The following is a 23,992-nucleotide window of genomic DNA, read 5'->3' on the forward strand; positions in this document are numbered from 1 at the left end:
TATTATTATTTGAATACACGATTGATTATAGGGTAACCATAAGTTTTTCACTGCTTGAATCGATTAGGATTTTCGCTGGCAAAGGCACCGCCATCTCGAATTGTTTCATCAAGCGCTTTCTTTGCTAGGCTTTCCGCACTTATTTCTTCGTTAAACCCTTTTTGGCGTGAAGGGTCAATTGCTGATTTACCTTTTAATTCCTTTTTAGAGCCAGATTCTTCAGTCATTGTATCTCCTCCTTTCTTTTAATATTTAGTATGGTTTTATTGAAAGGAAATAAAACCAAAGTATTTTCAGGATGGCTATTTAAAAACGGGATAAGACTGTGTTTATCGCAGGTCAAAAATTTGATTAATAATTGGGAGAAGAAGGAATGATATGTATAGAGTTGTTAATAGGTAGGATAGGATACTATGAAAGGAGGAAAAGCCATGGATCGAACCTTACAAATGGCGAGTGAATTGGAAAGCATGATAAAAGCAGGAGAAATTGAAGAGGATGTTGTGGACGACATTACTTCTGTTATACAAGATCTAAGGGATGGAAAACGAACTCTCAATGAGTTTTACCGGGCTAGTACATCTGAAAAATTACTCGACATATTGGATGAGGTCAATCAAAGGGTAAAAAGATAATCAAAACTAAATAGCTGATTTTCATACTAAACAGTATCTAAAGTTTAAGAGTATTGCTTGAATAAGTGTTGCCGCCCTTTATTACAAAGTATGGCTCGGGATATTTCATGTAATGATGAATAAATATTGATAAAAGTTTAGTAGATGATGTGTTGCTGGCTTCTAATTTATTTCCTACTCTCCTAAGTCATCACCATCATCTATATGTCCATTCCCATCATCAGTACTTTGTTTCCCATTATCTTTAAATAAAAAAGTCATAGATATTTTTAAATAGTGTTTTTTTCTGCTAATTTGATTATCGCAGGACAATATACCAAGTTACAACAAAAACAAGCTAATTTCAGTTCGTTTTTAAATAGTACTAAAAATCGTTTGCTTAAAATTGTGGAATATTTTTATATGGTTACAAAATGAAATAAATTATCACTTGGAGAGATCACTACTATAGTTGGTCTCATTTTTTATGTAAAAAACGTTCCTATATTTGGAATATAATGTTAACCTTGAAATAGGATATCTATAATCAAAAATATAGAAAGTCAATTGGGGGAGAAAAATATGGAGGTATGGGAATATAAAACAATTAAGTTTAAGCCAGGGGGATTCTTTGGGGGGAAAATTGATGAACAAGAATTTGAAAATGAACTTAATCAATATGGAAGAGATGGCTGGGAACTAATTTCTTGCTTCGATACTAGTTATGGACAGGGAACTTCCAGGGAAGTTATTGCTGTTATGAAAAGAAAATCTATGTAAATTATTGTAATAGAACTTCATAAAAGTCAAATGAGGGTTTTTTTGATGATAGAAGAAATAAGAGTACTTCTTTATTTCAGTTTAATGATTCTTTCATTGATAGGATCTCTGTTTTTAGCGATTTTTCTATTTAATAAAAGCTATAAACTTTGGTCATCGTTTTTTGCTGCTACAATTGTTAACATTTTAATACTTGCTCTTTCAAGTTATTGGTGGTTTGCAACAGAAACAGACGGAATAAGCGCTGGACTCGGATTATTATACAATCGGATAGCAATTGCTGTTATAGCTGTAATTACCTTCGTCTCATTAGCCGTTTTAAATCAAAAAAGGTTTAAAAAATTATCTTTTAATGGTCATAGATTTATAAGCTCAATTTTCATAGGATAAACTCGGCAAGAATGCTTCCGGGATTAAATAAGATTTGCCTTAATAATTTTCTTTGCGGACATACGATTCGTTATTTTATCAAAAATGCTCTTTTTGGAAAATTATAGGACATACGTTCCGTTGTTTGCTGTATCATGAAAAATACATGTTTTTACCTAAAATAAAGGAACGGGTGCCCGCTAATTCTGAAATTCCGCGATTTTTTTCAGATATCGGAACCCATGTCCTTTAGCCATCTGCCATGGTTAGAACGACCTACGAAAGTTGAGTCATTCATATACAAAGGAGGGGAACCATGAGATTATTTGTCTCAAGTCTCATCATAATTGCATTTGGTATAGGGGGCTTTGTGATCACAATAATGGCAGCACTTTCAAGGGATGCTGAGTTTTATGTCCCTTTTTATATTATCATTACAATCGGACTAATAATCATTGCCATTCTAGCAATCTATGGTCAATTAAAGAAGAAAATACCGAAAATGGGTACGATTGTATTTCTTATTTTATGTGCGATTTCCTGGGCAGCTTTTGAAGGGTATCAAACCTATTTAAAGAGTTTAGAAGTTGTCAGTACACAAGATGTAGATTTATCTGCCTATCGTCCTTTTATTGAAAATACAAAAGCTGTTTCACTAGGAGAAGAATCTACCTTTAAAATTGAAGATAATCTCCCGAAATTAGATGGAGCAACTGCTTTATACCCTGTATATTCCGCATTTGCTCAAGCGGTTTACCCAGAAAAAGAGTACTCATTGGAAAACAGCGAGGTTGTTTCCAATCAGACGAGCGGAGCATTTGACCGTTTATTAAATGGAGAAGCTGATATCATATTTATTGCTCAGCCATCTCAAGGACAGATGGATATGGCAAAGAGGATGGGAATTGAATTACATATGACCCCGATTGGAAGAGAGGCGTTTGTGTTCTTTGTTCATTCTGATAATCCTGTGGATGAACTGACCATCGAACAGATTCAAGGTATTTATTCTGGCAAAATTACCAATTGGAATCAGGTTGGCGGAAAGGATGAAGAAATCCGGGCCTTTCAGCGACCTGAGGGAAGCGGCAGCCAATCGGCATTATTAAATTTGATGGGTAATACCCCTCTTATGGACCCGCCTTCAGAAGATATTGTTTCTGCTATGGGCGGAATCATCAGGGAAACCACGAATTATCAAAATAGGACCAATGCAATTGGCTATTCATTCCGGTTTTTCTCACAGGAAATGGTTCAAGATGGAAAAATTAAATTTATCGCCGTTGAGGGTGTGGAACCTTCAAAAGAAAATATAAAAAATGGAACCTATCCGATTATCGGTGAGTTTTATGCCATTACTTCCAGTACGGGAAATCCGCATGTTGAAGAATTTATAGAATGGATGCAGTCTGAGCAAGGACAAAAGATTATTGATTTAACTGGGTATGTGCCTGTTGATTAAATCGAGTTAAAAAGCTATATGCTTGAACTGCGATTGAAAGAATCTTATTTTTAAAATATTGATTTTATTCAAATACCGACTTTTCTATTACAAGAGAAGTCGGTTCTTTATTTGAAGCTTTTTTCGTAAGCTTTGAGGCTTCTCAATACCAATTTGTGCCCAACATAGGGGAATTCGGACAGGTTTACAGAATTCAAAGTGATTCGTGTCCGAATCAGAGTGGAATTCGGACAGAATTACAGAATTCAAAGTCATTGGTGTCCAAATCAAAGGGGAATTCGGACAGGTTTACAAAATTCAAAGTGATTCGTGTCCGAATCAGAGTGGAATTCGGACAGGTTTACAAAATTCAAAGTCATTGGTGTCCAAATCAGAGTGGAATTCGGACAGGATTACAGAATTCAAAGTGATTCGTGTCCGAATCAGAGTGGAATTCGGACAGGTTTACAAAATTCAAAGTCATTGGAGTCCGAATCAGAGTGGAATTCGGACAGGATTACAGAATTCAAAGTCATTGGTGTCCAAATCAGAGGCGAATTCGGACAGGATTACAGAATTCAAAGTTATTGGTGTCCAAATCAAAGGCGAATTCGGACAGGACTACAGAATTCAAAGTGATTCGTGTCCGAATCAGAGTGGAATTCGGACAGGTTTACAAAATTCAAAGTCATTGGTGTCCAAATCAGAGGGGAATTCGGACAGGATTACAGAATTCAAAGTCATTGGTGTCCAAATCAGAGGCGGATTCGGACAGGATTACAGAATTCAAAGTGATTGGTGTCCGAATCAGAGGGGAATTCGGACAGGATTACAGAATTCAAAGTCATTCATGTCTGAATCAGAGGCTCTTTAGTAGTACTTAATCAAATAAAAACAACAATCTATGTAAAACAGCCATATTCAAAAATGTTTGTGTATTTTTCATGATTTAAATTACTTTTCTCGAACCATCTTGATTCAGTTTATTTAATAAGAAATTGTAAAAGATCTTCAATATTCCATCTATTTTTGTTTCTTTTAAATAAAGTAATTGAAAAGGAAGTCTTAGTTGGGGGAGGTTGCGTACGGGTACTTCCATCAGATTGCCTGATTGTAAATCTTCTTGAATAGAAAAACGAGGAAGAAAGCTAATACCCATTTTTTTCCTAACCATCTGCTTTATGAGCTCAATATTATCTGCCTCTAAAATAACATTTGGTTTGACTCCTGCAGTTTTGAAGGCTTTGTTTAGAATGGTCCAATCTGATGAACCGCGATTAAAAAGTATCAATGGCTGATTCGAAACTTCATTGAATCCAATTGTCTTTATAGTGGAAAAATGGTGTTCTGGGTAGGCTGCAAGCACTAATTCGTCTTCAAACAGATAGGTGGTCTTAATGGGTGGATGATTGACAGAGGAGCAAATACCTAATAGTACTTCATGATTTAGTACCATATCAAGAACTTGATCATGACGAACCGTGTGGATTACCAGTTTTATATTCGGATATGTTTCACAAAATTCTTTTATAAGAAATGGCAATACATAATTTGAAACGGTTAATACAGTAGCAATTCTTATTTCCCCTTTTGTTTTGCTGTTTGTCTGCTGAATAGCCAGAACAGCATCCCGCATGTTTTCTAGAACTATTTTAGCGTACGGAAGAAAAGTTTCTCCTTCTTTGGTTAAATGAACCATTTTCCCATTGCGAATAAAAAATGGATATCCCATTTCATTTTCTAGGGTTTTTATTCGTGCGCTGACTGATGGCTGTGAGATATGAAGAATTTCCCCAGCTCTGCTAAAACTACCGGTTAATGATACATAAAAAAATGCTTCGATTTGTTCCATATTCATCTTTGTAACACCTCAGTCTAAATATTTGCTAGTTTTTAGAATGAATCAATAGTTTTAACAGATTTATAACAATCATTATACAAACCTATTAATAAGAAGATAAGGAATTTTTCGAAAAATGAGAAAAATAGCCTACTCCGAATTCCGAAATAAATTGAGAAAAATATTTATATGCCAAAGGTAATAATATGAGGTTATTACAATTTGGAATCGAATTTAATTTGATAAATTTTTTATTTTGTGGAAGGCTTAACGTTTAAAAATGATGGTACTTTTGTCTCAACCTATTTATTATCCAATTGAGTCTTTTTAACAATATAGAGAATCTCTATAGCCCTAATAAAAATTTTCAATATTTATTCAAATCAGAATCATGTTACTATTATTAAAAAATTCGAGGCTCGAAACATTATTCTGATAGAGACCTCTAGAGTAGAAGCTTCGAATCAATCTAGTTTTAAACTAGATCACAAATGACTTATCAATTCCTGAAAACAAGGTGAGGTGGTGGTTAATAGTACTTCTGAAATGAATCATTAACCATTAAAGGGGGACATGTATTTGAAGAAGAAACCATTATTAATCATTACATTTTTATGGATTTTTGTAGGACTGTTAGCTGCATGTAATTTTACTGGATCGGAGAAAACGGCAGAGCAATCCGCTGATAATGCGGATCCTTCAGCCAGTACTGATAAAAATAGTAAACCTCAAGGACAAGTTTTACGTACCATTGCGGGAGACGAAATTGCTTCATTAGACATTGTTAAGGCTCATGATGCAATTTCTGGTGTTGTTATTTCCAATACAATGGAAGGCCTATACGGAATTGATAAGAATCATGAGCCTGTATTAGCTGGTGCCTCTAAACACGAAGTTAGTGAGGATGGGTTAGTCCATACGTTTACACTTAGAGATAATGTATGGAGTAATGGAGACCCCGTTACAGCATATGATTATGAATATTCCTGGAAAAGAACGTTTGAAGAAGTTGGTTATTATACCTACTCATTCGCAAATGCAAAAATTTTGAATGCACAGGCCATTATGGATGGGGAAAAATCACCGGAAGAATTGGGAATAAAGGCTATCGATGATAAAACACTAGTGGTCACACTTGAGGGGCCAAGTCCATTATTAAATTATTCCTTAGCATTTACTGCTTTTTTCCCAGTTAATCAGGCCTTTGTAGAAGAAGCAGGAGATTCATATGGCACTGAATATGACAAAGTGTTATATAATGGGCCATTTATGTTAACTGATTGGCAGCATGACCAAGGATGGACATATAAAAAGAATCCAAATTATCGAGAAGCGGACATGGTTAAACTCGAAGAAATTAACGTTTCTGTAGTTAAAGATGAGTCTACAGCGGTTAACCTTTATGAAGCTGGTAAAGTGGATCTAATTGAAGTATCGTCAGCCTTTATTGACAGATATAAATCGGATCCAAATTATACGGCCTCTGTAACAGCTGGACTTAAATTCTTAAGATTTAACCATAATAACACATATTTAGCTAATGAGAATATTCGCCGAACACTAGATATGGCGTGGGACAAGAAATCGTTAACTGATGTTATTTTGAAAAACGGTTCCATCCCTACTTATTACTTAGTTCCTGATATTGCGAAAGCCCCGTCTGGAGAAACATTCCGTTCTTTGAATGGAGATTTTACGGGAACGATTGAAGAGGCACAGAATTACTTCAAACAAGGTTTAGAAGAGTTGGGAGTAGATTCAATCGAGCTCAATGTATTAGCAGCTGATGATACAGTAAATCGAGATACCGCAGAATATTTAAAAGCACAGTGGGAGCAAAATCTGGATGGGTTAACTATTAATATTGAGATTCAGCCATTTCAAAGCCGACTAGAACGTGAAAAGGCAATCGAATATGATATTTCTCTTTCTAGTTATATTCCATCCAGTGCAGATCCGCTCAATTATTTAGATATGTGGGTTACAGGCAAAAGCTTTAACAGGATGGATTATTCCAATCTTGACTATGATGAGTTAATTAACAAGGCATGGAGTGAATTGGACGAAGTAAAACGATATGACTTAATGCTTGAAGCTGAAAAAATGTTATTTGATGATGCAGCTATTGGACCGATGTACCAAGATGCAACTGCTATCATCAGAAAGCCTTATGTTAAAGACGTCGTACATCATCCAACTTTACCGCAGTATGACTATAAATGGGCATATATCGAGTAAAAATCACTAGTAAAAGAAGAGGTTACGATCTTTCGATACAGCCTCTTCTTTTAAGTCATAAAAAGGGGTGAGAATCGTATGGTGCGTTATTTGTTTCGTCGGTTTGTTTCAGTCATAACAGCATTGTTTATCATTGTGACTTTGACTTTTTTACTAATGCAGTTATTGCCTGGTACTCCATATGGCAATACCGATGAATTGACCGACCATCAAATTAATCTATTAAATCAAAAATATGGATTAGACCAGCCTGTTGCCATTCAATACGTAAAGTACTTAGGTAACTTACTTCAAGGAGATTTAGGAATTTCGTTTAAGTATGCGGGTCGATCTGTAAATGATGTTATCGCTGAACGGATTGGTCCGTCGGCATTGATTGGTTTTCAAGGCTTAGTATTTGGTACGATTGTTGGATTATTACTCGGGATTATTTCAGCTCTCAAGCATAATACATTTATAGATTATGGAGCCGTGCTTGTTGCTGTTTTAGGGATGTCTATACCATCATTTATTTTTGCAGCTCTTATGCAATATTACATAGGTGTAAAACTCGGTTGGCTTCCGCCTGCTTTATGGGAAGGCTACCAAAATACGATTATGCCAAGTTTAGCACTATCGGTCATTGTAATTGCGACTGTTGCACGTTTCATTCGCTCGGAAATGCTTGAGGTATTAGGACAGGATTATGTATTGACCTCAAGGGCAAAAGGAATCAGCAGAAAAAAAGTGATTGTAAGACATGTTCTTCGAAATGCACTGATACCAGTATTAACGATGTTAGCTCCTTTAACGGTTAACTTACTCACAGGAACACTGGTTATAGAAAAAATTTTCGCCGTTCCAGGTATCGGAGAACAGTTTACGATGTCCATAATGCTCAATGATTATAGTGTTATTATGGGAATTACTCTCTTCTATAGTGTAGTATTCATTGTCATTATCTTCCTGGTTGATTTACTTTATGGTGCGGTTGATCCAAGAATACGTCTGGATGGAGGGGTTCAATAATGCAGCAAAACCTTGATTTAATAGAAAAAGATTTATTTGAACCTGATCCGATAGTCGGAAAAATGGAGAAGAAATTAAAGGATCGTCCCCAAATGAGCTTTTGGAAAGATGCTTGGTTTCGGTTGCGACGTAACAAAGGAGCTATTTTCTCTATTTTTATATTAACTTTGATCACAATCTTAGCCATAATCGGCCCTTATTTTAGCGGACATACGTACAGTGAACAAAATGTATTACATTCTAACTTACCGCCTAAAATAGCTGGACTTGAATGGCTTGGATTTAATGGGGTTGATATTAATGGCATTAATCAGTATGAAGCCAGAAATCTTTCAGAGAATTACTGGTTTGGCACCGACCAGTTTGGCAGAGATATTTGGACAAGAGTATGGGAAGGAACAAAAATCTCATTATATATAGCATTTTTAGCCGCTGCACTTGATTTAATTATTGGGGTTATTTATGGGGGAATCTCTGGATATTTCGGTGGCCGCATCGATAATATTTTGCAGAGAATTATTGAGATTCTGGTAGGAATCCCAAACCTGATTTTGATCATTCTATTCATTTTAATTTTTGAACCGGGGATCATCTCTATTACATTGGCAATGGTAATCACAGGTTGGGTAAATATGGCACGTGTAGTAAGGGGGCAAATCCTGCAATTGAAAGGACAAGAATTTGTTTTGGCTTCAAGGACTCTTGGTGCAAATCCTTTCAGACTGATTACAAAGCATCTTCTTCCGAATACCTTAGGGTCCATTATCGTAACCCTGATGTTTACCATACCTACCGCTATATTTTTTGAAGCATTTTTAAGTTTTATAGGGCTGGGACTACAGCCGCCTTTAGCATCGCTGGGTATTATGATAGATGATGGTTATAAGTCTATGATGCTTTTTCCTTATAAAATGATATTTCCAGCAGTTGTTATCAGTTTAATCATGATCTGTTTTAATGTGCTTGCTGATGGCTTGCGAGATGCACTGGATCCAAAAATGCGCAAATAAAGGGGGGACCAATTTGAAAAGAGTTCTATCTGTTAGTGATTTAGACGTTTCATTTAAAAGCTATAACGGAGAAAGTAATGTTCTGAGAGGTGTATCTTTTCATCTTAACCAAGGAGAAACACTAGCGATTGTAGGTGAATCCGGCTCTGGGAAATCTGTAACTGCTAAAACAATTATGCAATTGCTGCCAAAACAGAATAGCTTTGTCAATAAAGGAACTGTCATGTTCAGGGATGTAAACCTATTGGAACTTAATGAAAAACAAATGGAAAAAATACGGGGTTCAGACATTTCAATGGTCTTCCAAGATCCAATGACTTCTTTAAATCCAACTATGTCAATAGGGAAACAAATTATGGAAGGGCTAAGGGAGCATCAATCCCTTACTAAAAAGGAAGCTTTAAATAAAACAATCGCTTTACTTGAGATGGTAGGAATACCAAATGCAAAAGAACGAGTAAAAGAATATCCGCATCAGTTTTCTGGCGGAATGAGACAACGGGTTGCGATTGCAATCGCGATTGCATGTAATCCTAAAGTTTTAATAGCGGATGAACCAACAACAGCTCTGGATGTAACCATTCAAGCACAAGTTTTAGAGCTGATGAAAGAACTTCAGGAAAAGTTAAATACCAGTATTATTTTGATTACACATGATCTTGGTGTTGTAGCAAATATGGCTCATCGTGTTGCTGTCATGTATGCCGGTGAAATGATTGAAGTTGGCACTGTTGAAGAAATATTTTATGAACCAAAACATCCATACACATGGGGATTGCTTAGTTCAATGCCAAAGCTGCACGTCGATCAAGACGAAGCACTTGTTCCCATTGCAGGGTCACCTCCAGATTTAAGCGAAGTTTCCGAAGGCTGTTCTTTCTCTGAAAGATGTCCGTATGCCATGAAGGTTTGTCATAAGTACTCACCACAGCCCACTGTATTATCAAAACATCATTATGCATCTTGCTGGTTATTAGATGAACGTGCACAAAAAGTAAAGCCGCCTATTGAAATAGGAGAGGTGAAATATGGATCATAAAGATACTTTAATCGAAATTAAGAATGTAAAAAAACATTTTCGACTCAGCAAAAGAACCATATTAAAAGCGGTAGATGATGTTTCCTTACATATTTACAAGGGTGAAACATTAGGAGTTGTGGGGGAATCCGGTTGCGGCAAATCAACTTTAGGGCGAACGATTATTCGCTTATACAAGCCGACTGAGGGACAAATTATTTATGATAAACAGGATGTAGGGGAGCGGCTCAGTAAACGTGATGAAAGAAGGTTCCAGAAAAGAGTTCAGATGATTTTTCAAGATCCCTATTCTTCACTAAATTCCAGAATGACGGTACGAGAAATTATTTCAGAGGGGTTGGTCATCCATGAACCCAAATTATCCCGAGAGTTTCTCGACAAGAAAGTATCCGGATTATTAGAGCTCGTTGGTTTGAATATTAACCATGCTGATAGGTATCCTCATGAATTTAGCGGCGGTCAAAGACAGCGAATCGGGATTGCAAGAGCCCTTGCGGTTGATCCTGAATTCATAATAGCTGATGAGCCGATCGCCGCCTTAGATGTATCTATCCAATCCCAAATTGTAAATTTATTAAAAGAATTACAACGTGAAAAAGGTTTAACCTATATGTTTATTTCCCATGATCTATCAATGGTTAGACATATTAGTGATCGAGTGGCTGTAATGTATTTGGGCAATCTGGTCGAGTTGGCGACAAGCAAAAAGTTATACACGAAACCATTGCATCCTTACACCCAAGCTTTACTTTCAGCTATTCCCATTCCAGATCCAAAAATAGAGCGTGCTCGTGAAAGAATCATTTTAAAAGGAACGATTCCCAGCCCTACGAACCCGCCAAGCGGATGTCGTTTCCATACACGTTGTGCATATGCCCTGAAAATGTGTGCAGAAATCAAACCAAAGTGGCAGGAAATAGAACCTGATCATTTTGTTTCATGCCATCTGACCACGGCAGACTGATTAAAGGACATTGGTTCCTTTATCTATGACAAGACAGTCGACTTTGCAGAATTAGCGGACACTGGTTTCTTTGTTTAGGTAAAAACATGCGATTTTAGCAAGATTCACAGCAATTAAGGGATCGTATGTCCGCAAAGAAATTCATCAAGAAAAAATCTGATTGCATAAGTGGATTTTTTCTTGTCAACATCACCATGCGAAAGTCGTTTAGAAAATATTTATATAAAAAGTAGGAGGAAGAAAAAATGGGAAAAAGGCTATTAGAAGCAGAAGATTTATTAAAACTCCAATTTGTAGGGGATCCTCAAGTTTCACCAAAAAAAGATCGAGTTGCTTATGTCTTAACTAAAATGGATATTGAAAAGGATGGATACTATTCTTCCATTTGCGTTTGCGATTTGGAAGGGAACAGTAAGCAGGTTACATATTATTATGATGAAAAACGATTAATTAAAGATACGGCTCCGAAGTGGTCCCCCGATGGAACGCAACTTGCTTTTTTATCTAATCGAACAGGAAGCAAACAGGTATGGATCATTTCATTAGAAAAAGGCGGGGAAGCAACCCCTATTACAAATGTCAAAGGAAACATAGTCGACTATGTTTGGTCACCTGCAAGAAAGACATTAGCTTTAACGGTTCAGGAACAGGACGAAAATAATGAAACGAAAAGCGATGTTCAAGTTATCACCCGCTTACGGTATAAAACAGACGGTGAACACCAATTTATAAATACACGTAAACAAATTTATTTGTACGACTTGGAAACTAAAAAATATACAAAAATTACAGAGAATGATTTTGATTTTTATAGACCTGAATTTTCTCCTGATGGACAAAATCTAATATATTTAGGTTCTAAAGATGAAAATCAGGAAATAGAATATCTTCCTTCCATATGGAAGTATGATCTTGTTAAAGAGGAAGAAATAGTAGTTTACAAGGGAAAAGGACCTATTAGAGCCGCTTCTTATTCACCGGATGGAAAGTGGATTGGCTTTATTGCCCACGAGCACGGAGAAACGAGTTCTTCTAATCTCAATATTTTCGCTGTTTCGCCAACCACACTTGAAGTAAGAAATATAAGCGGAAAATTAAATCGTACTGTTGATAACCTAATCAGAGTTGATGCTCACTATGATACAGGTGCACAAAAACTGGTTTGGAATGATGACAGTTCTGAAGTCTATTTTTTAGTAACCAACAGTGGAAATGTCCAGCTATTTTGTACAGATCTAGAGGGGAATGTAACAGGTCCTCTATCTGAGGGAAAACATACGATTACTTCATTTGATATGATTGATGATAACCAAGCAATTTTTGTTCAAGCCCATAGTCACTCAACAGGTGATCTGGTGATTCAAACTCACCCTTTACCAAATAAAAAGCGACAACTAACAAAGTGGAATGAACCTTTACTAAATGAGATAAAGTTAAGTACACCAGAGCACATCACAATTAAAAGCTTTGACGGATTGGAAATAGAAGGATGGCTTTTACATCCTGTGGAAAGAAAAGAAGGGGAAAAGCATCCTTTGGTTTTACAAATCCATGGAGGACCTCATTCCGCATATGGATATGGATTCCAGCATGAATGGCAGTTAATGGCAGCTAAAGGCTTTGCTGTTCTTTATACAAATCCGCGCGGGAGTCAGGGATATGGCGAAGAATTTCTGCAAAAGGTGGTAGGAGATTGGGGAGGCGATGATTATAAGGATCAAATGGCCTTTCTGGATTATGTACTGGATCAATATGAATATATAGATCCAGATCAGCTCTTTGTTACAGGTACAAGTTATGGCGGGTACATGACGAATATGATTACGACAAGAACGAATCGATTTAAGGCAGCAGCCACGATCAATTCAGTGACCAATCTTTACAGTATGTTTGGGACCAGTGATATCGGTTTCTATTTCAATAGTGCTCAATTAGGCGGAGCTGATATGTGGGAAGATGAAGAAACCGTCATGAAATACTCGCCGATTCGCTATGCCAATAAGGTGAAGACACCGACTCTCATTCTGCATAGTGAGACTGACTATAGATGTCCAATCGAGCAAGGCGAACAATGGTATATAGCTCTCCGCCGAAGGGGAGTACCTGCTAAATTAGTCCGATTCCCTGATGAAAGTCATGGCATCGCATCTAAAGGAAAACCAAGTCACCGTCTAGAACGGCTTAAGCATTTAATTGATTGGTTTGAACAATATAAAGTTCAAACAATGGTAGAGCATAATACAGTTAATCCGATTTAAAAGAATAGCAGAGTAACTGTAAAAGCCTGATTCCACATTTTTATGCGTGAATTGGGCTTATTATTTTTTGTAACAAATCTCTTGTAATTGGCTTAAAAATGTGTAAAGATAGGTGTCAAGACAGTAGTAATTTTTGGGGGCTTACTTCATGGAAATGTATGATGTTCTTATTATTGGCAGTGGAGTCGCTGCATTACAGCTTGCCTCTTGCCTTAGTGATGAAATGAATGTGAAGATTCTCACAAAATCACGCATACATATAGGGAATTCATATTTGGCTCAAGGAGGGATTGCTGCTGCCCTTGGAATCGATGATAATCCTTCAAAGCACTTTAAGGATACACTTGAAGCGGGAAGATTTCATAATAAGGAGGAAATTGTTCGTACCATATTGAACGAAGCTCCAACATTGATTGGCGAACTTTCGAAACAAAGTTCTATTTTTGACAAGGATCGAAACGGAAATTTGTCACTTGGGCTTGAAGGAGCTCATAGTGAAAAAAGAATCGTTCATAGCGAGGGTGATCGTATAGGGAAAAATCTAATAGAATACTTGATTAGTAAACTAACCAAAAATATAAAAATTGAAGAAAATGTTTTTGCTTATGAATTAATAATGGATCATAAGCAGAAACGGTGTATGGGAGTGAAAGCCAAAAATCCCGATGGTACAATCCATTTTTATTACGGGAATTATGTAGTTCTTGCTACGGGTGGCTGCGGTCAATTATATCCATATACCTCAAGTGCCACGACTGTAACAGGAGATGGGATCGCAATGGCCTTTTTGGCAGGTGCAGAAATTACAGATATGGAATTTATCCAATTTCACCCTACACTTTTATATATCGACGGGGAAACAAAAGGCTTAATTTCAGAAGCTGTTAGAGGAGAAGGGGCTATTTTAGTAACGGAAGATGGAACGCCGATTATGGAAGGTGTCCATCATTTAAAAGATCTTGCTCCCAGACATATCGTTTCTCAGACGATATTTAATTATATCGAAAATGGATACAAAATATTTCTAGATATTAGGGGTATCAAAAACTTTGAGAATAGGTTTCCTTCCATTACAGCCATTTGTCAAGAGCATGGAATACATGCATCAGATGGAAGAATTCCTGTTGTTCCCGGCAGTCATTTTTTAATGGGTGGCATTAGAACAGATTTAATAGGCCGTACATCTATAAATGGCCTATTTGCTATTGGAGAGGCTGCATGTACGGGTTTTCATGGAGCAAATCGATTAGCCAGCAATTCCCTGTTAGAAGGTCTTTATCAGGGAAAAAAGCTAGCTCAGTGGATTCAATCAATTTCAAAAAAATATCCTTTGCCGGAATTACCTAAATTTCCGGATTTCTACCATGAAAAAAAGTACCTCTTCCAGATGTTCAAGTTTTAAAGGATCGGATGATGAAAAGAGTTGGAATTGTCCGTTCTAAAAAACACTTAGAAAAACAATTAAATTGGCTGCAGCAATTAAAATTAGAAGAATTAACGGAACTAGATTATTATTCTGTTGAAGATATTACAAGCATTTTTATGTACATAAATGCTTTTTTGATTACGCATGCAGCTCTCATCCGAACAGAAAGCCGCGGTGGTCATTTTAGAAGTGATTTTCCGTATGAAAACGATGAAAAATGGCAAAAGAAAATGATTATTTTTAAGCGTAAAGGGGAAGTGGCAATCCGTTATGAACACGTTGAAACTGCGTTCGTTAATTGAGCACTTTTTAATGGAGGACATTGGTGAACAAGATGTAACAGCAGATATGATTTTTTTAGATAAAACAAAAGGAGAAATCGTCTTTTTAGCAAAGGAAAAGGGCGTTTTTTGTGGTGAAGCCATTATTATGACGGGATTTTCTCTTTTGGATTCTCATGTTGATATACAATTGTTTGTCAAAGACGGGGAAATCATGGAAGCAGGACAACGATTGGCAATTGTTTCAGGAGAAATTTCCGCTCTTTTAAAAGGTGAACGAGTCATCCTTAATCTTGTTCAGCGAATGAGCGGAATCGCTACTTTAACACGAAAAGCAGTAGAGACGCTGAATAGCTCAAATACAAGAATTTGCGATACTAGAAAAACAACACCCGGTCTGCGAATGCTTGAAAAATACGCTGTCCGTAGCGGAGGAGGATATAACCATCGTTATGGCCTTTATGATGGAGTCATGATCAAAGATAATCATATAGCCTTTGCAGGTTCCATTAAACGTGCCGTAGTGATGGTTCGTGAGAATATAGGTCATATGGTCAAAATTGAAGTGGAAACACAGTCAAAAGAACAAGTAATCGAAGCCGTCGAAGCAGGTGCAGATGTTATTATGTTTGATAACCGAACTCCGGATGAAATTAAGGAATTCATAAAGTTGGTACCGCCACATATCATTACTGAAGCTTCAGGAGGGATTCAATTAAACAATTTGGCTTCGTATGGTGACACAGGCGTTCATTATATTTCTCTTGGATTTTTAACACATTCATACAGATCACTTGATATCAGTGTCAAAGTAGCTTTACCTAGGTGAGTTAGAAAGCAAGCTTGATATCTTACTATAAAAAAATTAGAAAGGAACGTAAAAATGACAGTTACTGAAATGCAAAGCCGCATCATAGAGGAAATTCGGGAATGGAAGAAAAAGCGCAATGCCATTCTGCTCGCTCATAACTATCAACTTCCAGAAATTCAGGATATTGCCGATGTATTGGGTGATTCCCTTAGTCTTGCACGTGCTACGGTAAACACCTCTGCGGATGTAATCGTGTTCTGTGGTGTTCACTTTATGGCAGAAACTGCAAATATATTGAACCCAGAGAAGACCGTGTTGCTTCCAGACCTTAAAGCAGGCTGTTCTTTAGCTGATTCCATCACAGCCGACCAGCTTCGTGCATGGAAGGCTGAGCATCCAAATGCTGTTGTAGTTGCTTATGTCAACACAACTGCAGAAGTTAAGGCAGAAAGCGATTATTGTTGTACCTCTTCCAACGCTGTGGATATTGTCCGATCTATTCCTGAAGATCAAGAGATTCTTTTCTTGCCGGATATGTTTCTGGGCTCTTTTGTAAAGAACGAAACAGGACGTGAAAACATGCATATTTGGATGGGAGAATGTCATGTTCATGCCGGGATTGCTCCTGATCAGGTCGAAGGTGTTCTTTCACAGCATCCAGAAGCCGAACTTCTTGTGCATCCAGAATGCGGATGCTCTACTTCAGGTATGTATCTGATGTCAGAAGATGTACTGCCAAAGAATAAAACACATATTCTTTCTACGGGAAACATGCTGAAACACTCTAAAAACTCGCAGGCAGCTGAATTTATTGTTGCTACGGAAGTAGGGATCATTCACCAAATGCAAAAACAAAATCCCAAGAAGCAATTCATTCCAGCCAATCCTAAAGCGGTTTGTTCATTTATGAAAATGATTACACTTGAAAAGGTTCTAGCAGCTTTAAAAGAAAATAAGCATGTTATTGAGGTTCCTGCCGAAATAGCGGAGAAAGCAAAGCTTTCTATTGAACGAATGGTCTCTGTTGGTTAATGATGTAGAACTAAAAGATTGATTTGACTTGTGTGACTATAAAAAGGTATAGTAAGCGTCCATGGCAGTATCAGAGGCGGTACATCTCAAATTCCAAAAGACATGGAATTTGAACCATTTGGCAATAAGCCTAATGTAATTTTCGAGGTAACCATTAAATGGAATGGAAAAGAAGAGAAAATTTGGTTAGAGAAGAAAGATATCAAGTACAATTAAGAATATACCAGTTGAATCAACATCATACTAAGCATGATAAATTCAATCGGGGGCACTAACTATGACTCATGAACCAATTACAGTAAATGCCATCATTAATGGCGAAAAAATTCAAACTGAAAAAACCTTTCCTCGTGAAAATCCTACCCATCCTGATGAGGTAGTTGGATATGCACCGTTAAATAGCAAGGAGGAAACGGTTCGTGCCATTGAGGCTGCGTACACTGCTTTTTCAGATTGGAAATGGAGCGATGTGGACGATCGAGTCGACCGAATGCAGCGGGCGATCCAAAAAATAAAGGCTGCGATTCCTGAACTATCCCACCTGTTGTCGAGAGAACATGGGAAAGCCTTATATGATTCTGAAGGTGAATTTGCTGTTTCTCTTATGTGGATGGAGTATGCCTGCAGCATTGTAAAAGATGTTATCAAACCGCAAGTCAAGGAACACGACAATGGAAGAACTATTATTACCTTGGATCCAATTGGAGTTGTTTCAGCTATTACTCCTTGGAATTATCCAATCTCCTTATCAACTATTAAAATCGCTCCAGCTTTGTTAACTGGCAATACGATGGTTTTAAAACCAAGCCCATATGCACCGCTTGCTGTTAGTAAAGTAGTCGAATTGATTGCAGATGAATTTCCGCCTGGAGTTTTAAATCTTGTCCATGGCGAAGCAGAGGTAGGGGTCGAGCTGACTTCAAACCCTAAAGTTGCAAAGATTGCCTTTACGGGCGGAACCAAAACCGCCAAAAGTATTATGAAGGCAGCATCAGACACCATTAAAAAGATGACGTTGGAATTGGGAGGAAACGATGCGGCAATCGTTTTGGATGATTTTGATGTGAACGATGAGCGTGCGATGCGGAGAATGGTTATTTCAAACTTTTTAACAGCTGGCCAAATTTGTATGATTGCGAAGAGAGTGTATGTCCATCGTTCCATTTATGATGCGTTTGTTGAAAAGTACATTGAGGCAGCAAACAAATGGATCAGGGTAGGAGATCCATTTAATCCGGACGTTACAGTTGGTCCAGTAAACAATAAAAATCAGGTCAAGTATGTACAAAGTCTGATTGATGATGCAAGAAGTAAAGGTGCAGAAGTAATCAAATTAGGAAAAATATTGAACCCAGAGCTTATGGACAATGGCTATTTCCTGCAGCCTACCTTAGTATTAGGTGCTGATTACCGTGATCCGATTGTTGTCGAAGAACAATTTGGTCCGACAGTTCCGATTCTGCCATTCGATAATGAGGAGCAAGTGATTGAATTGCACAATGAGAGTATTTACGGTTTAACTAGTTCTGTGTGGGGAGAAGAAGAGCATGCCATTAAAGTCGCAAGGAAGGTTGAGGCGGGAACAACGATGATTAATACAGCCGCAGTTCAAGGTTTAGACGTCCGTTTCCCATTTGGCGGAGTTAAACAGTCAGGCGTTGGCCGAGAATATGGGGAAGAAGGACTAAAATCTTATGTGGAGACACATGTAATTAACGTGCCGAAGACCTTAGAATTGCCTTATATTCCAGAGTAAGATTAATTTCTTTTGAAAGTGAACCCTTTTGTAAGGAACAAATTGTTTCTTTAGGAAGGGTTTCTTTTTTTTAATAAAATGTAAAATAAAGGATTTACTTAATAGGAAAGAGAAGTATTTATTGGTTAAATTAAATTAAAAAAATCATCTTGGAGACAGGTATGAACTATGAACATTATCGACGTTTCAACTATTTGTGAACCTTGGGGTATTAATATCAAGGAAACTAAAAAGCTTTCTGATAGAGCACTTCTCTTAATTACAGTAAATGGTGAAAAATTTGTATTAAAGGTAAAGGGGAATGTGCAAAAAACTGAAAATGAAAATAATCTTTTACGTTATATTAAGTCCAATAGTCTGAATGTACAAATACCATTACCGAATAAACATGGCGATACTATCGTCACCCACAATGAAATCAGCTATTGCCTGTATAACTTTATCGAAGGGGAAACAGTTTGTGCTGCAGACAGCCTAAAAAACCCGTTCATTCCTGGTCTTCTTGGCGAAACACTCGCTCTATTACACATCATAATGGAAAAAGCAGATGTTTCAAATTTCATAGAAAAAAATTTATACAACATGGTTTCCCAATATGCCTTAAAAGAAATCATAAAAGTCGATACGGGTGAGGATGTACAGTTTATTGTAAAAACTATGGGTGCAGAGTTTCAAAAACGTATAGAATCCCTGCCAAAACAATTAATTCACCGGGATGCTCATATTTTTAATTTTATTTTTAAAGGCTATAGTCTTTCTGGAGTTATAGATTTTGAAATTGCAGAAATCAATGTAAGAATATTTGATCTTTGTTATTGCTGTACCAGTGTTTTGAATGAAGTATTTTCCGATCTCTCAGCAAGGGAAGACTGGTTCAGATTTGTAAATAAAATGTTAGATAAATATAACCAGTTGAATCCATTAACTGATTGTGAAAAAAATTCAATCTGGCACGTCATGTTGTGTATACAACTGATATTCATGGCGTACTTTTCCAATAATAGACCTCTATATAAAAGTAATAAAGCGATGCTTATGTGGATTTATGAAAATAAGAAAAAAATAACGGATGATATATTTCTATCAAACTGGGATTAATTAATTTAATAGGATTTAAGCGATAAAACATTTTATTTATTGGAGGAATTTTTATGGAATAGAATGATTTCTGCTGTTTCGAAATCTTACTTGTCAACCGTAATATTCTTTTAACACCGCTTTTACAATAACCATGCTATATTACAAATAAGAGAATATCTTAAAAAAACTATAAGGATGGATGGTCGAATGAACCTGCTAAGCAAAAGAAAAGGTAAAAAGATTTTATCTGGCACTATTGCCCTTAGTTTACTGGCAGCACCCTTAATACCAACCAATGTACTTGCAGCAAAGCCTTCGGTTGATAAAGTTCAATCAGAAGTCGAGCTTCGTATTATGGAGACAACTGATATTCATACGAATCTAGTAAACTATGATTATTACAAAAATGCTGCAGCACCAAAGCTAGGTTTGGCCAAAACCGCTACTCTTGTTAAACAGGCGCGAGCAGAAGCTGATAATTCTGTACTGGTAGACAATGGTGACCTTATTCAAGGGACTCCGCTTGGAACGTATAAAGCCAAGATTGATCCGTTAGAGGACGGCGAGGTTCACCCAGTTATTAAAGCAATGAACTTAATGGATTACGATATCGCAACACTCGGAAATCATGAATTCAACTACGGGCTAGAATTCCTTGAAGAAGTATATGATGATGCGGAATTCCCAGTCGTAAATGCGAATGTATATGTTGATGATCATGATAACGATCCAACTAATGATGTAAACAAATATACTCCATATAAAATTGTTGAGAAAAAGGTAAAGGATGAAAACGGAAAAAACAATGTTATTAAAATTGGTTATATTGGATTTGTTCCTCCTCAAATCAACCAGTGGGATAAGTCAAATCTTGATGGCAAGGTCATTACGAAAAACATTGTAGAAACAGCCGAGCGTTATGTTCCTTTAATGAAGGAAGAAGGAGCAGACATTATTATTGCAATGGCTCACTCCGGATTCAACGGTAACGAGGCAAATACAGAAGATGCAGTATACGCATTAAGTAAGGTAGAAGGCATTGATGCAATTACCTTCTCCCACACTCATAAAGTATTCCCGGCTGCTAATGAAGCAAGTTTGGATGCTTTATTTAAAGGTGCAGATGGAAAGCCGCTGCCGGGAGTAGATAATGCGAAAGGAACCATTAATGGAGTGCCTGCTGTACAAGCTGGTTACGGCGGTGGAGCTTTAGGAATTATTGACCTTACCCTGCAAAAGGTTAAAGGAAAATGGTCTGTGGCTGATTCACAATCATCTGTAAGAATAGTAGATTCTGTGCAACCGGACCAAGACATTTTGGACGCTGTAAAAGCTGATCACGAAGCGACTATTGAATATGTAAATACACCTATCGGAACAACAACCGATGATATTCATAGCTATTTTGCCCTTGTGCAGGATGACCCATCGATTCAAGTAGTTACAAATGCACAAAAATGGTATGTAGAGAAGTATATTGGTCTCAACAAACCAGAATTAAAAGACCTTCCAATTCTATCAGTCGGTGCGCCATTTAAGGCTGGACGTAACGGTGCAGAAGATTTTACAGAAATTAAAGAAGGCGATTTAACAATCCGCAGTGCTAGTGACTTATACCTTTACGACAACACTTTAAAGGCTGTAAAAGTAAAAGGTTCAGTTGTTAAGGAATGGATTGAGATGTCTGCAGGTGCATTCAATCAAATTGACCCTTCTAAAACAACTGAGCAAGAGCTATTAAATACTGCTTTCCCTGCTTATAACTTTGACGTTATTGATGGTGTTACGTATCAAATTGATGTTACTCAGCCTGCTAAGTATGATAAAAACGGTAACGTAATTAACCCTGATGCTAGTCGTGTGGTAAACCTAGAATACAATGGCGAACCAATAGACCCCGAGCAAGAATTTATTGTTGTAACAAATAACTACCGTGTTGGTGGAGGCGGAAACTTCCCTGGATTAAAAGGAAGTGAAATTGTCGTTGATTCTGCTGATGAAAATAGACAAATTCTAATAGACTATATTTCTGAAGAAAAAGAAATCACGCCAACAGCAGATAACAACTGGTCAATTGCACCTATTTCTGCAGATGTGAACGTGACTTTTAAAACTTCACCAAATGCAGAGCAATACATTGGAGAAGACAGTCCATTCTCTTACACTGGCCAAACAGATTCAAAAGGATATGGCATTTTCAATATAGACCTTAATCGCGGAGTAAATGTACAATTATTAGGCTTGAATGACTTGCATGGCCAGTTAGATACAGTAACAAAAGTTGGAAATGCAAGTGCAGGTCATATCGAGTATACAGCAGCAGCTTTGAAACAAGAGGAATCCACTAATCCGAACACCCTATTGCTTCATGTAGGCGATATGATCGGAGGAAGCCCGTTAATTTCGGCTCTCTTCCAAGATGAACCCACGATTGAAATTTTAGAGAATATCGGCTTTGATGCAGGTACACTTGGAAATCATGAATTTGATGAAGGAATTGATGAATTAAAGCGAATGATGTACGGTGGTGACCATCCCAATGGTACTCCTGGCTACGATGGAATAAACTTCCCTCTTGTAGCAGCAAATGCGTTTGACACTAGAGATGGAAACTTAATTACTGATCCTTACACGGTATTAGAGACCGGCGGACAAAAGATTGGAGTCATCGGTGTCGTAACGCAAGAGACTCCTTATATGATTGTGACAAAAGGCAATGAAACTCTTAAAATTACGGATGAAGTTGAAGCCATTAACAAGTACACTGAAGAGTTAAAAGCTCAAGGTGTCGAATCAATTGTCGTTCTCGCTCATAATCCTGCATTACAAACTGGATATACTGATTCCTATGATGCTAGCAGAATTGCAGAACAAGTAGATGATGAAGTAGACGTTATTTTTGCTGCTCATAACCATGTGAAAGTAAACCGTGTAGTCGATAATAAGCTTATTGTACAAGCTTATTCCTATGGATCTGCTTTTTCTGATGTAGAACTAGTAATTGATCCATTCACAGGAGATATTTTCAAGAAGTCTGCAGAGATTAAAACGGTATACCAAGATCGATACACTCCTGACCCAGAAGTTGCTGCTATAATGGACAAGTATGAGCAAAAGGTTGAACCTATTAAAGCACAAGTGGTGGGACAATCTCTTTCGACCCTTGTTAAAGGCTATCCGACTGTTAATAGTCAATTTGGCGATTTAGCTTTAGGTAACCTGATTGCTGATGGCATGAGAGCTGCTATGGATTCCGATTTTGCCTTAATGAACGGCGGAGGAGTTCGTGCAAATCTTGAAGCTGGTGAAGTAACATTCGGTGACGTATTTGCGATTCAGCCATTTGGTAATGTGCTTAATAAAGTGAGTCTAAGTGGTGCAGATTTGCGAGTAATTTTAGACGAGCAAATTACAGCAAGAGGTCTAGACTACCATATCTCTGGATTTAAATACACGTACACATATGACGATACAGCAAAAACTGGTAAAGTCGTTGACATTCTTTTACCAGACGGAACGCCGATTGATCCAGCGAAAGAATATACTGTGGTCGTAAACAATTACATGTACGGAAATATTGGTACAAGCATTGGTAAGCTTTCTAGTAATATGGAAGTCGGCCCAACTGATTTAGATGCTACTGTTGAATACATCAAATCACTAACTTCCCCATTTGACTATAAGTCTGAAGGAAGAATTGAAAGAGTAAACTAAGACAAAAGCTCTCAAGAGCCGATTCTCTTGAGAGCTTTTTATGTTCTTTGGTATTGAAAATGTATTTAACTTGAAAGGTACTTCTCGATCTTTATCTGTTCTTATCTGTCTCGAAGGAACTCCTCAACTGCCTTTGATTCATAAAGCTGCTTTATTTGATGCGCCTCGAATTATTAATGGGTTTGTGTCCAGTGACTTTACAGCTCGTTATCAAAAATAGTTTGTGAAGGATACTTAGTGTCAGCACTGGTTATAGCTATTTGGGGGACAAATGGGCTAACGTTATTTAAATAGAGGCGGAAAACCAAAAAAGGTTGCACAAGAATTGATG

At 37.2% G+C, this 23,992-nt stretch carries 20 protein-coding genes; 18 read left to right on the forward strand and 2 right to left on the reverse strand.

All coding sequences use genetic code 11. The features are described 5' to 3' along the window. Positions 1–47: 47 nt before the first annotated feature. On the reverse strand, positions 48–227 hold the full coding sequence (locus tag MLE14_RS06475; RefSeq protein ID WP_243297540.1) for a hypothetical protein: 180 nt from the start codon (positions 225–227) through the stop codon (positions 48–50). A gap of 204 nt (positions 228–431) precedes the next feature. Between MLE14_RS06475 and MLE14_RS06480 the strand changes: the two genes are divergently transcribed. From MLE14_RS06480 to MLE14_RS06500, 5 genes are all read left to right on the forward strand, one after another. Then, the gene (locus MLE14_RS06480; RefSeq protein WP_243297541.1) at positions 432–635 is read left to right on the forward strand and encodes a hypothetical protein; all 204 of its coding nucleotides are present in this window, start codon (positions 432–434) and stop codon (positions 633–635) included. Between the two features lie 561 nt (positions 636–1,196). Then, positions 1,197–1,394, forward strand: coding sequence for a DUF4177 domain-containing protein (locus MLE14_RS06485; RefSeq protein ID WP_243297543.1), 198 nt, complete (start codon positions 1,197–1,199; stop codon positions 1,392–1,394). A gap of 45 nt (positions 1,395–1,439) precedes the next feature. Then, positions 1,440–1,784 carry a hypothetical protein gene (locus MLE14_RS06490; protein ID WP_243297547.1) on the forward strand — a complete coding sequence of 115 codons (345 nt, stop codon included), beginning with the start codon at positions 1,440–1,442 and terminating at the stop codon, positions 1,782–1,784. Between the two features lie 295 nt (positions 1,785–2,079). Further along, entirely contained in the window at positions 2,080–3,225 is a 1,146-nt protein-coding gene (locus MLE14_RS06495) for a PstS family phosphate ABC transporter substrate-binding protein (protein WP_243297548.1), read from the forward strand. Positions 3,226–3,430: 205 nt separating this feature from the next. Beyond that, positions 3,431–4,078, forward strand: coding sequence for a hypothetical protein (locus MLE14_RS06500; RefSeq protein WP_243297549.1), 648 nt, complete (start codon positions 3,431–3,433; stop codon positions 4,076–4,078). Positions 4,079–4,153: 75 nt separating this feature from the next. Here MLE14_RS06500 and MLE14_RS06505 read toward each other — a convergent pair whose 3' ends face one another. Next, positions 4,154–5,062, reverse strand: coding sequence for a LysR family transcriptional regulator (locus tag MLE14_RS06505; RefSeq protein WP_243297550.1), 909 nt, complete (start codon positions 5,060–5,062; stop codon positions 4,154–4,156). Between the two features lie 561 nt (positions 5,063–5,623). On the opposite strand from MLE14_RS06505, the gene MLE14_RS06510 reads away from it, so the two are divergent. From MLE14_RS06510 to MLE14_RS06570, 13 genes are all read left to right on the forward strand, one after another. Next, positions 5,624–7,282 carry a peptide ABC transporter substrate-binding protein gene (locus tag MLE14_RS06510; protein ID WP_390628353.1) on the forward strand — a complete coding sequence of 553 codons (1,659 nt, stop codon included), beginning with the start codon at positions 5,624–5,626 and terminating at the stop codon, positions 7,280–7,282. Positions 7,283–7,360: 78 nt separating this feature from the next. Next, a complete protein-coding gene (locus tag MLE14_RS06515; RefSeq protein ID WP_243297552.1) occupies positions 7,361–8,290 on the forward strand; it encodes an ABC transporter permease in 930 nt (309 codons plus the stop codon). Continuing rightward, positions 8,290–9,300 carry an oligopeptide ABC transporter permease gene (gene opp3C, locus MLE14_RS06520; protein ID WP_243297553.1) on the forward strand — a complete coding sequence of 337 codons (1,011 nt, stop codon included), beginning with the start codon at positions 8,290–8,292 and terminating at the stop codon, positions 9,298–9,300. Before MLE14_RS06515 ends, opp3C begins: the two co-directional genes overlap by 1 nt. Before the next feature lie 13 nt (positions 9,301–9,313). After that, positions 9,314–10,339 carry an ABC transporter ATP-binding protein gene (locus tag MLE14_RS06525; protein WP_243297554.1) on the forward strand — a complete coding sequence of 342 codons (1,026 nt, stop codon included), beginning with the start codon at positions 9,314–9,316 and terminating at the stop codon, positions 10,337–10,339. Then, positions 10,329–11,303 (forward strand): ABC transporter ATP-binding protein, encoded by a 975-nt coding sequence (locus MLE14_RS06530; RefSeq protein WP_243297555.1) that lies wholly within the window; start codon positions 10,329–10,331, stop codon positions 11,301–11,303. Before MLE14_RS06525 ends, MLE14_RS06530 begins: the two co-directional genes overlap by 11 nt. 245 nt (positions 11,304–11,548) lie before the next feature. After that, positions 11,549–13,561 carry a S9 family peptidase gene (locus tag MLE14_RS06535; protein ID WP_243297556.1) on the forward strand — a complete coding sequence of 671 codons (2,013 nt, stop codon included), beginning with the start codon at positions 11,549–11,551 and terminating at the stop codon, positions 13,559–13,561. A gap of 148 nt (positions 13,562–13,709) precedes the next feature. Beyond that, positions 13,710–14,963 carry an L-aspartate oxidase gene (gene nadB, locus MLE14_RS06540; protein ID WP_243297557.1) on the forward strand — a complete coding sequence of 418 codons (1,254 nt, stop codon included), beginning with the start codon at positions 13,710–13,712 and terminating at the stop codon, positions 14,961–14,963. A gap of 11 nt (positions 14,964–14,974) precedes the next feature. Then, positions 14,975–15,289 (forward strand): hypothetical protein, encoded by a 315-nt coding sequence (locus MLE14_RS06545; RefSeq protein ID WP_243297558.1) that lies wholly within the window; start codon positions 14,975–14,977, stop codon positions 15,287–15,289. Next, on the forward strand, positions 15,258–16,097 hold the full coding sequence (nadC, locus tag MLE14_RS06550) for a carboxylating nicotinate-nucleotide diphosphorylase (RefSeq protein ID WP_243297559.1): 840 nt from the start codon (positions 15,258–15,260) through the stop codon (positions 16,095–16,097). The genes MLE14_RS06545 and nadC overlap by 32 nt, the downstream gene beginning before the upstream one ends. A 27-nt stretch (positions 16,098–16,124) precedes the next feature. Then, positions 16,125–17,111: a quinolinate synthase NadA gene (nadA, locus tag MLE14_RS06555; RefSeq protein WP_313897736.1), complete on the forward strand. Its 987-nt coding sequence runs from the start codon at positions 16,125–16,127 to the stop codon at positions 17,109–17,111. 277 nt (positions 17,112–17,388) lie between these two features. Then, positions 17,389–18,867: an aldehyde dehydrogenase family protein gene (locus tag MLE14_RS06560; protein WP_243297561.1), complete on the forward strand. Its 1,479-nt coding sequence runs from the start codon at positions 17,389–17,391 to the stop codon at positions 18,865–18,867. Between the two features lie 168 nt (positions 18,868–19,035). After that, positions 19,036–19,965: a phosphotransferase enzyme family protein gene (locus MLE14_RS06565; protein ID WP_243297562.1), complete on the forward strand. Its 930-nt coding sequence runs from the start codon at positions 19,036–19,038 to the stop codon at positions 19,963–19,965. A 189-nt stretch (positions 19,966–20,154) separates the two neighbouring features. Next, positions 20,155–23,661: a bifunctional 2',3'-cyclic-nucleotide 2'-phosphodiesterase/3'-nucleotidase gene (locus MLE14_RS06570; RefSeq protein ID WP_243297563.1), complete on the forward strand. Its 3,507-nt coding sequence runs from the start codon at positions 20,155–20,157 to the stop codon at positions 23,659–23,661. Positions 23,662–23,992: the final 331 nt, after the last annotated feature.

It is taken from the genome of Bacillus litorisediminis (assembly GCF_022808645.1).
GTDB classification, from domain to species: domain Bacteria; phylum Bacillota; class Bacilli; order Bacillales; family JC228; genus Bacillus_BF; species Bacillus_BF litorisediminis.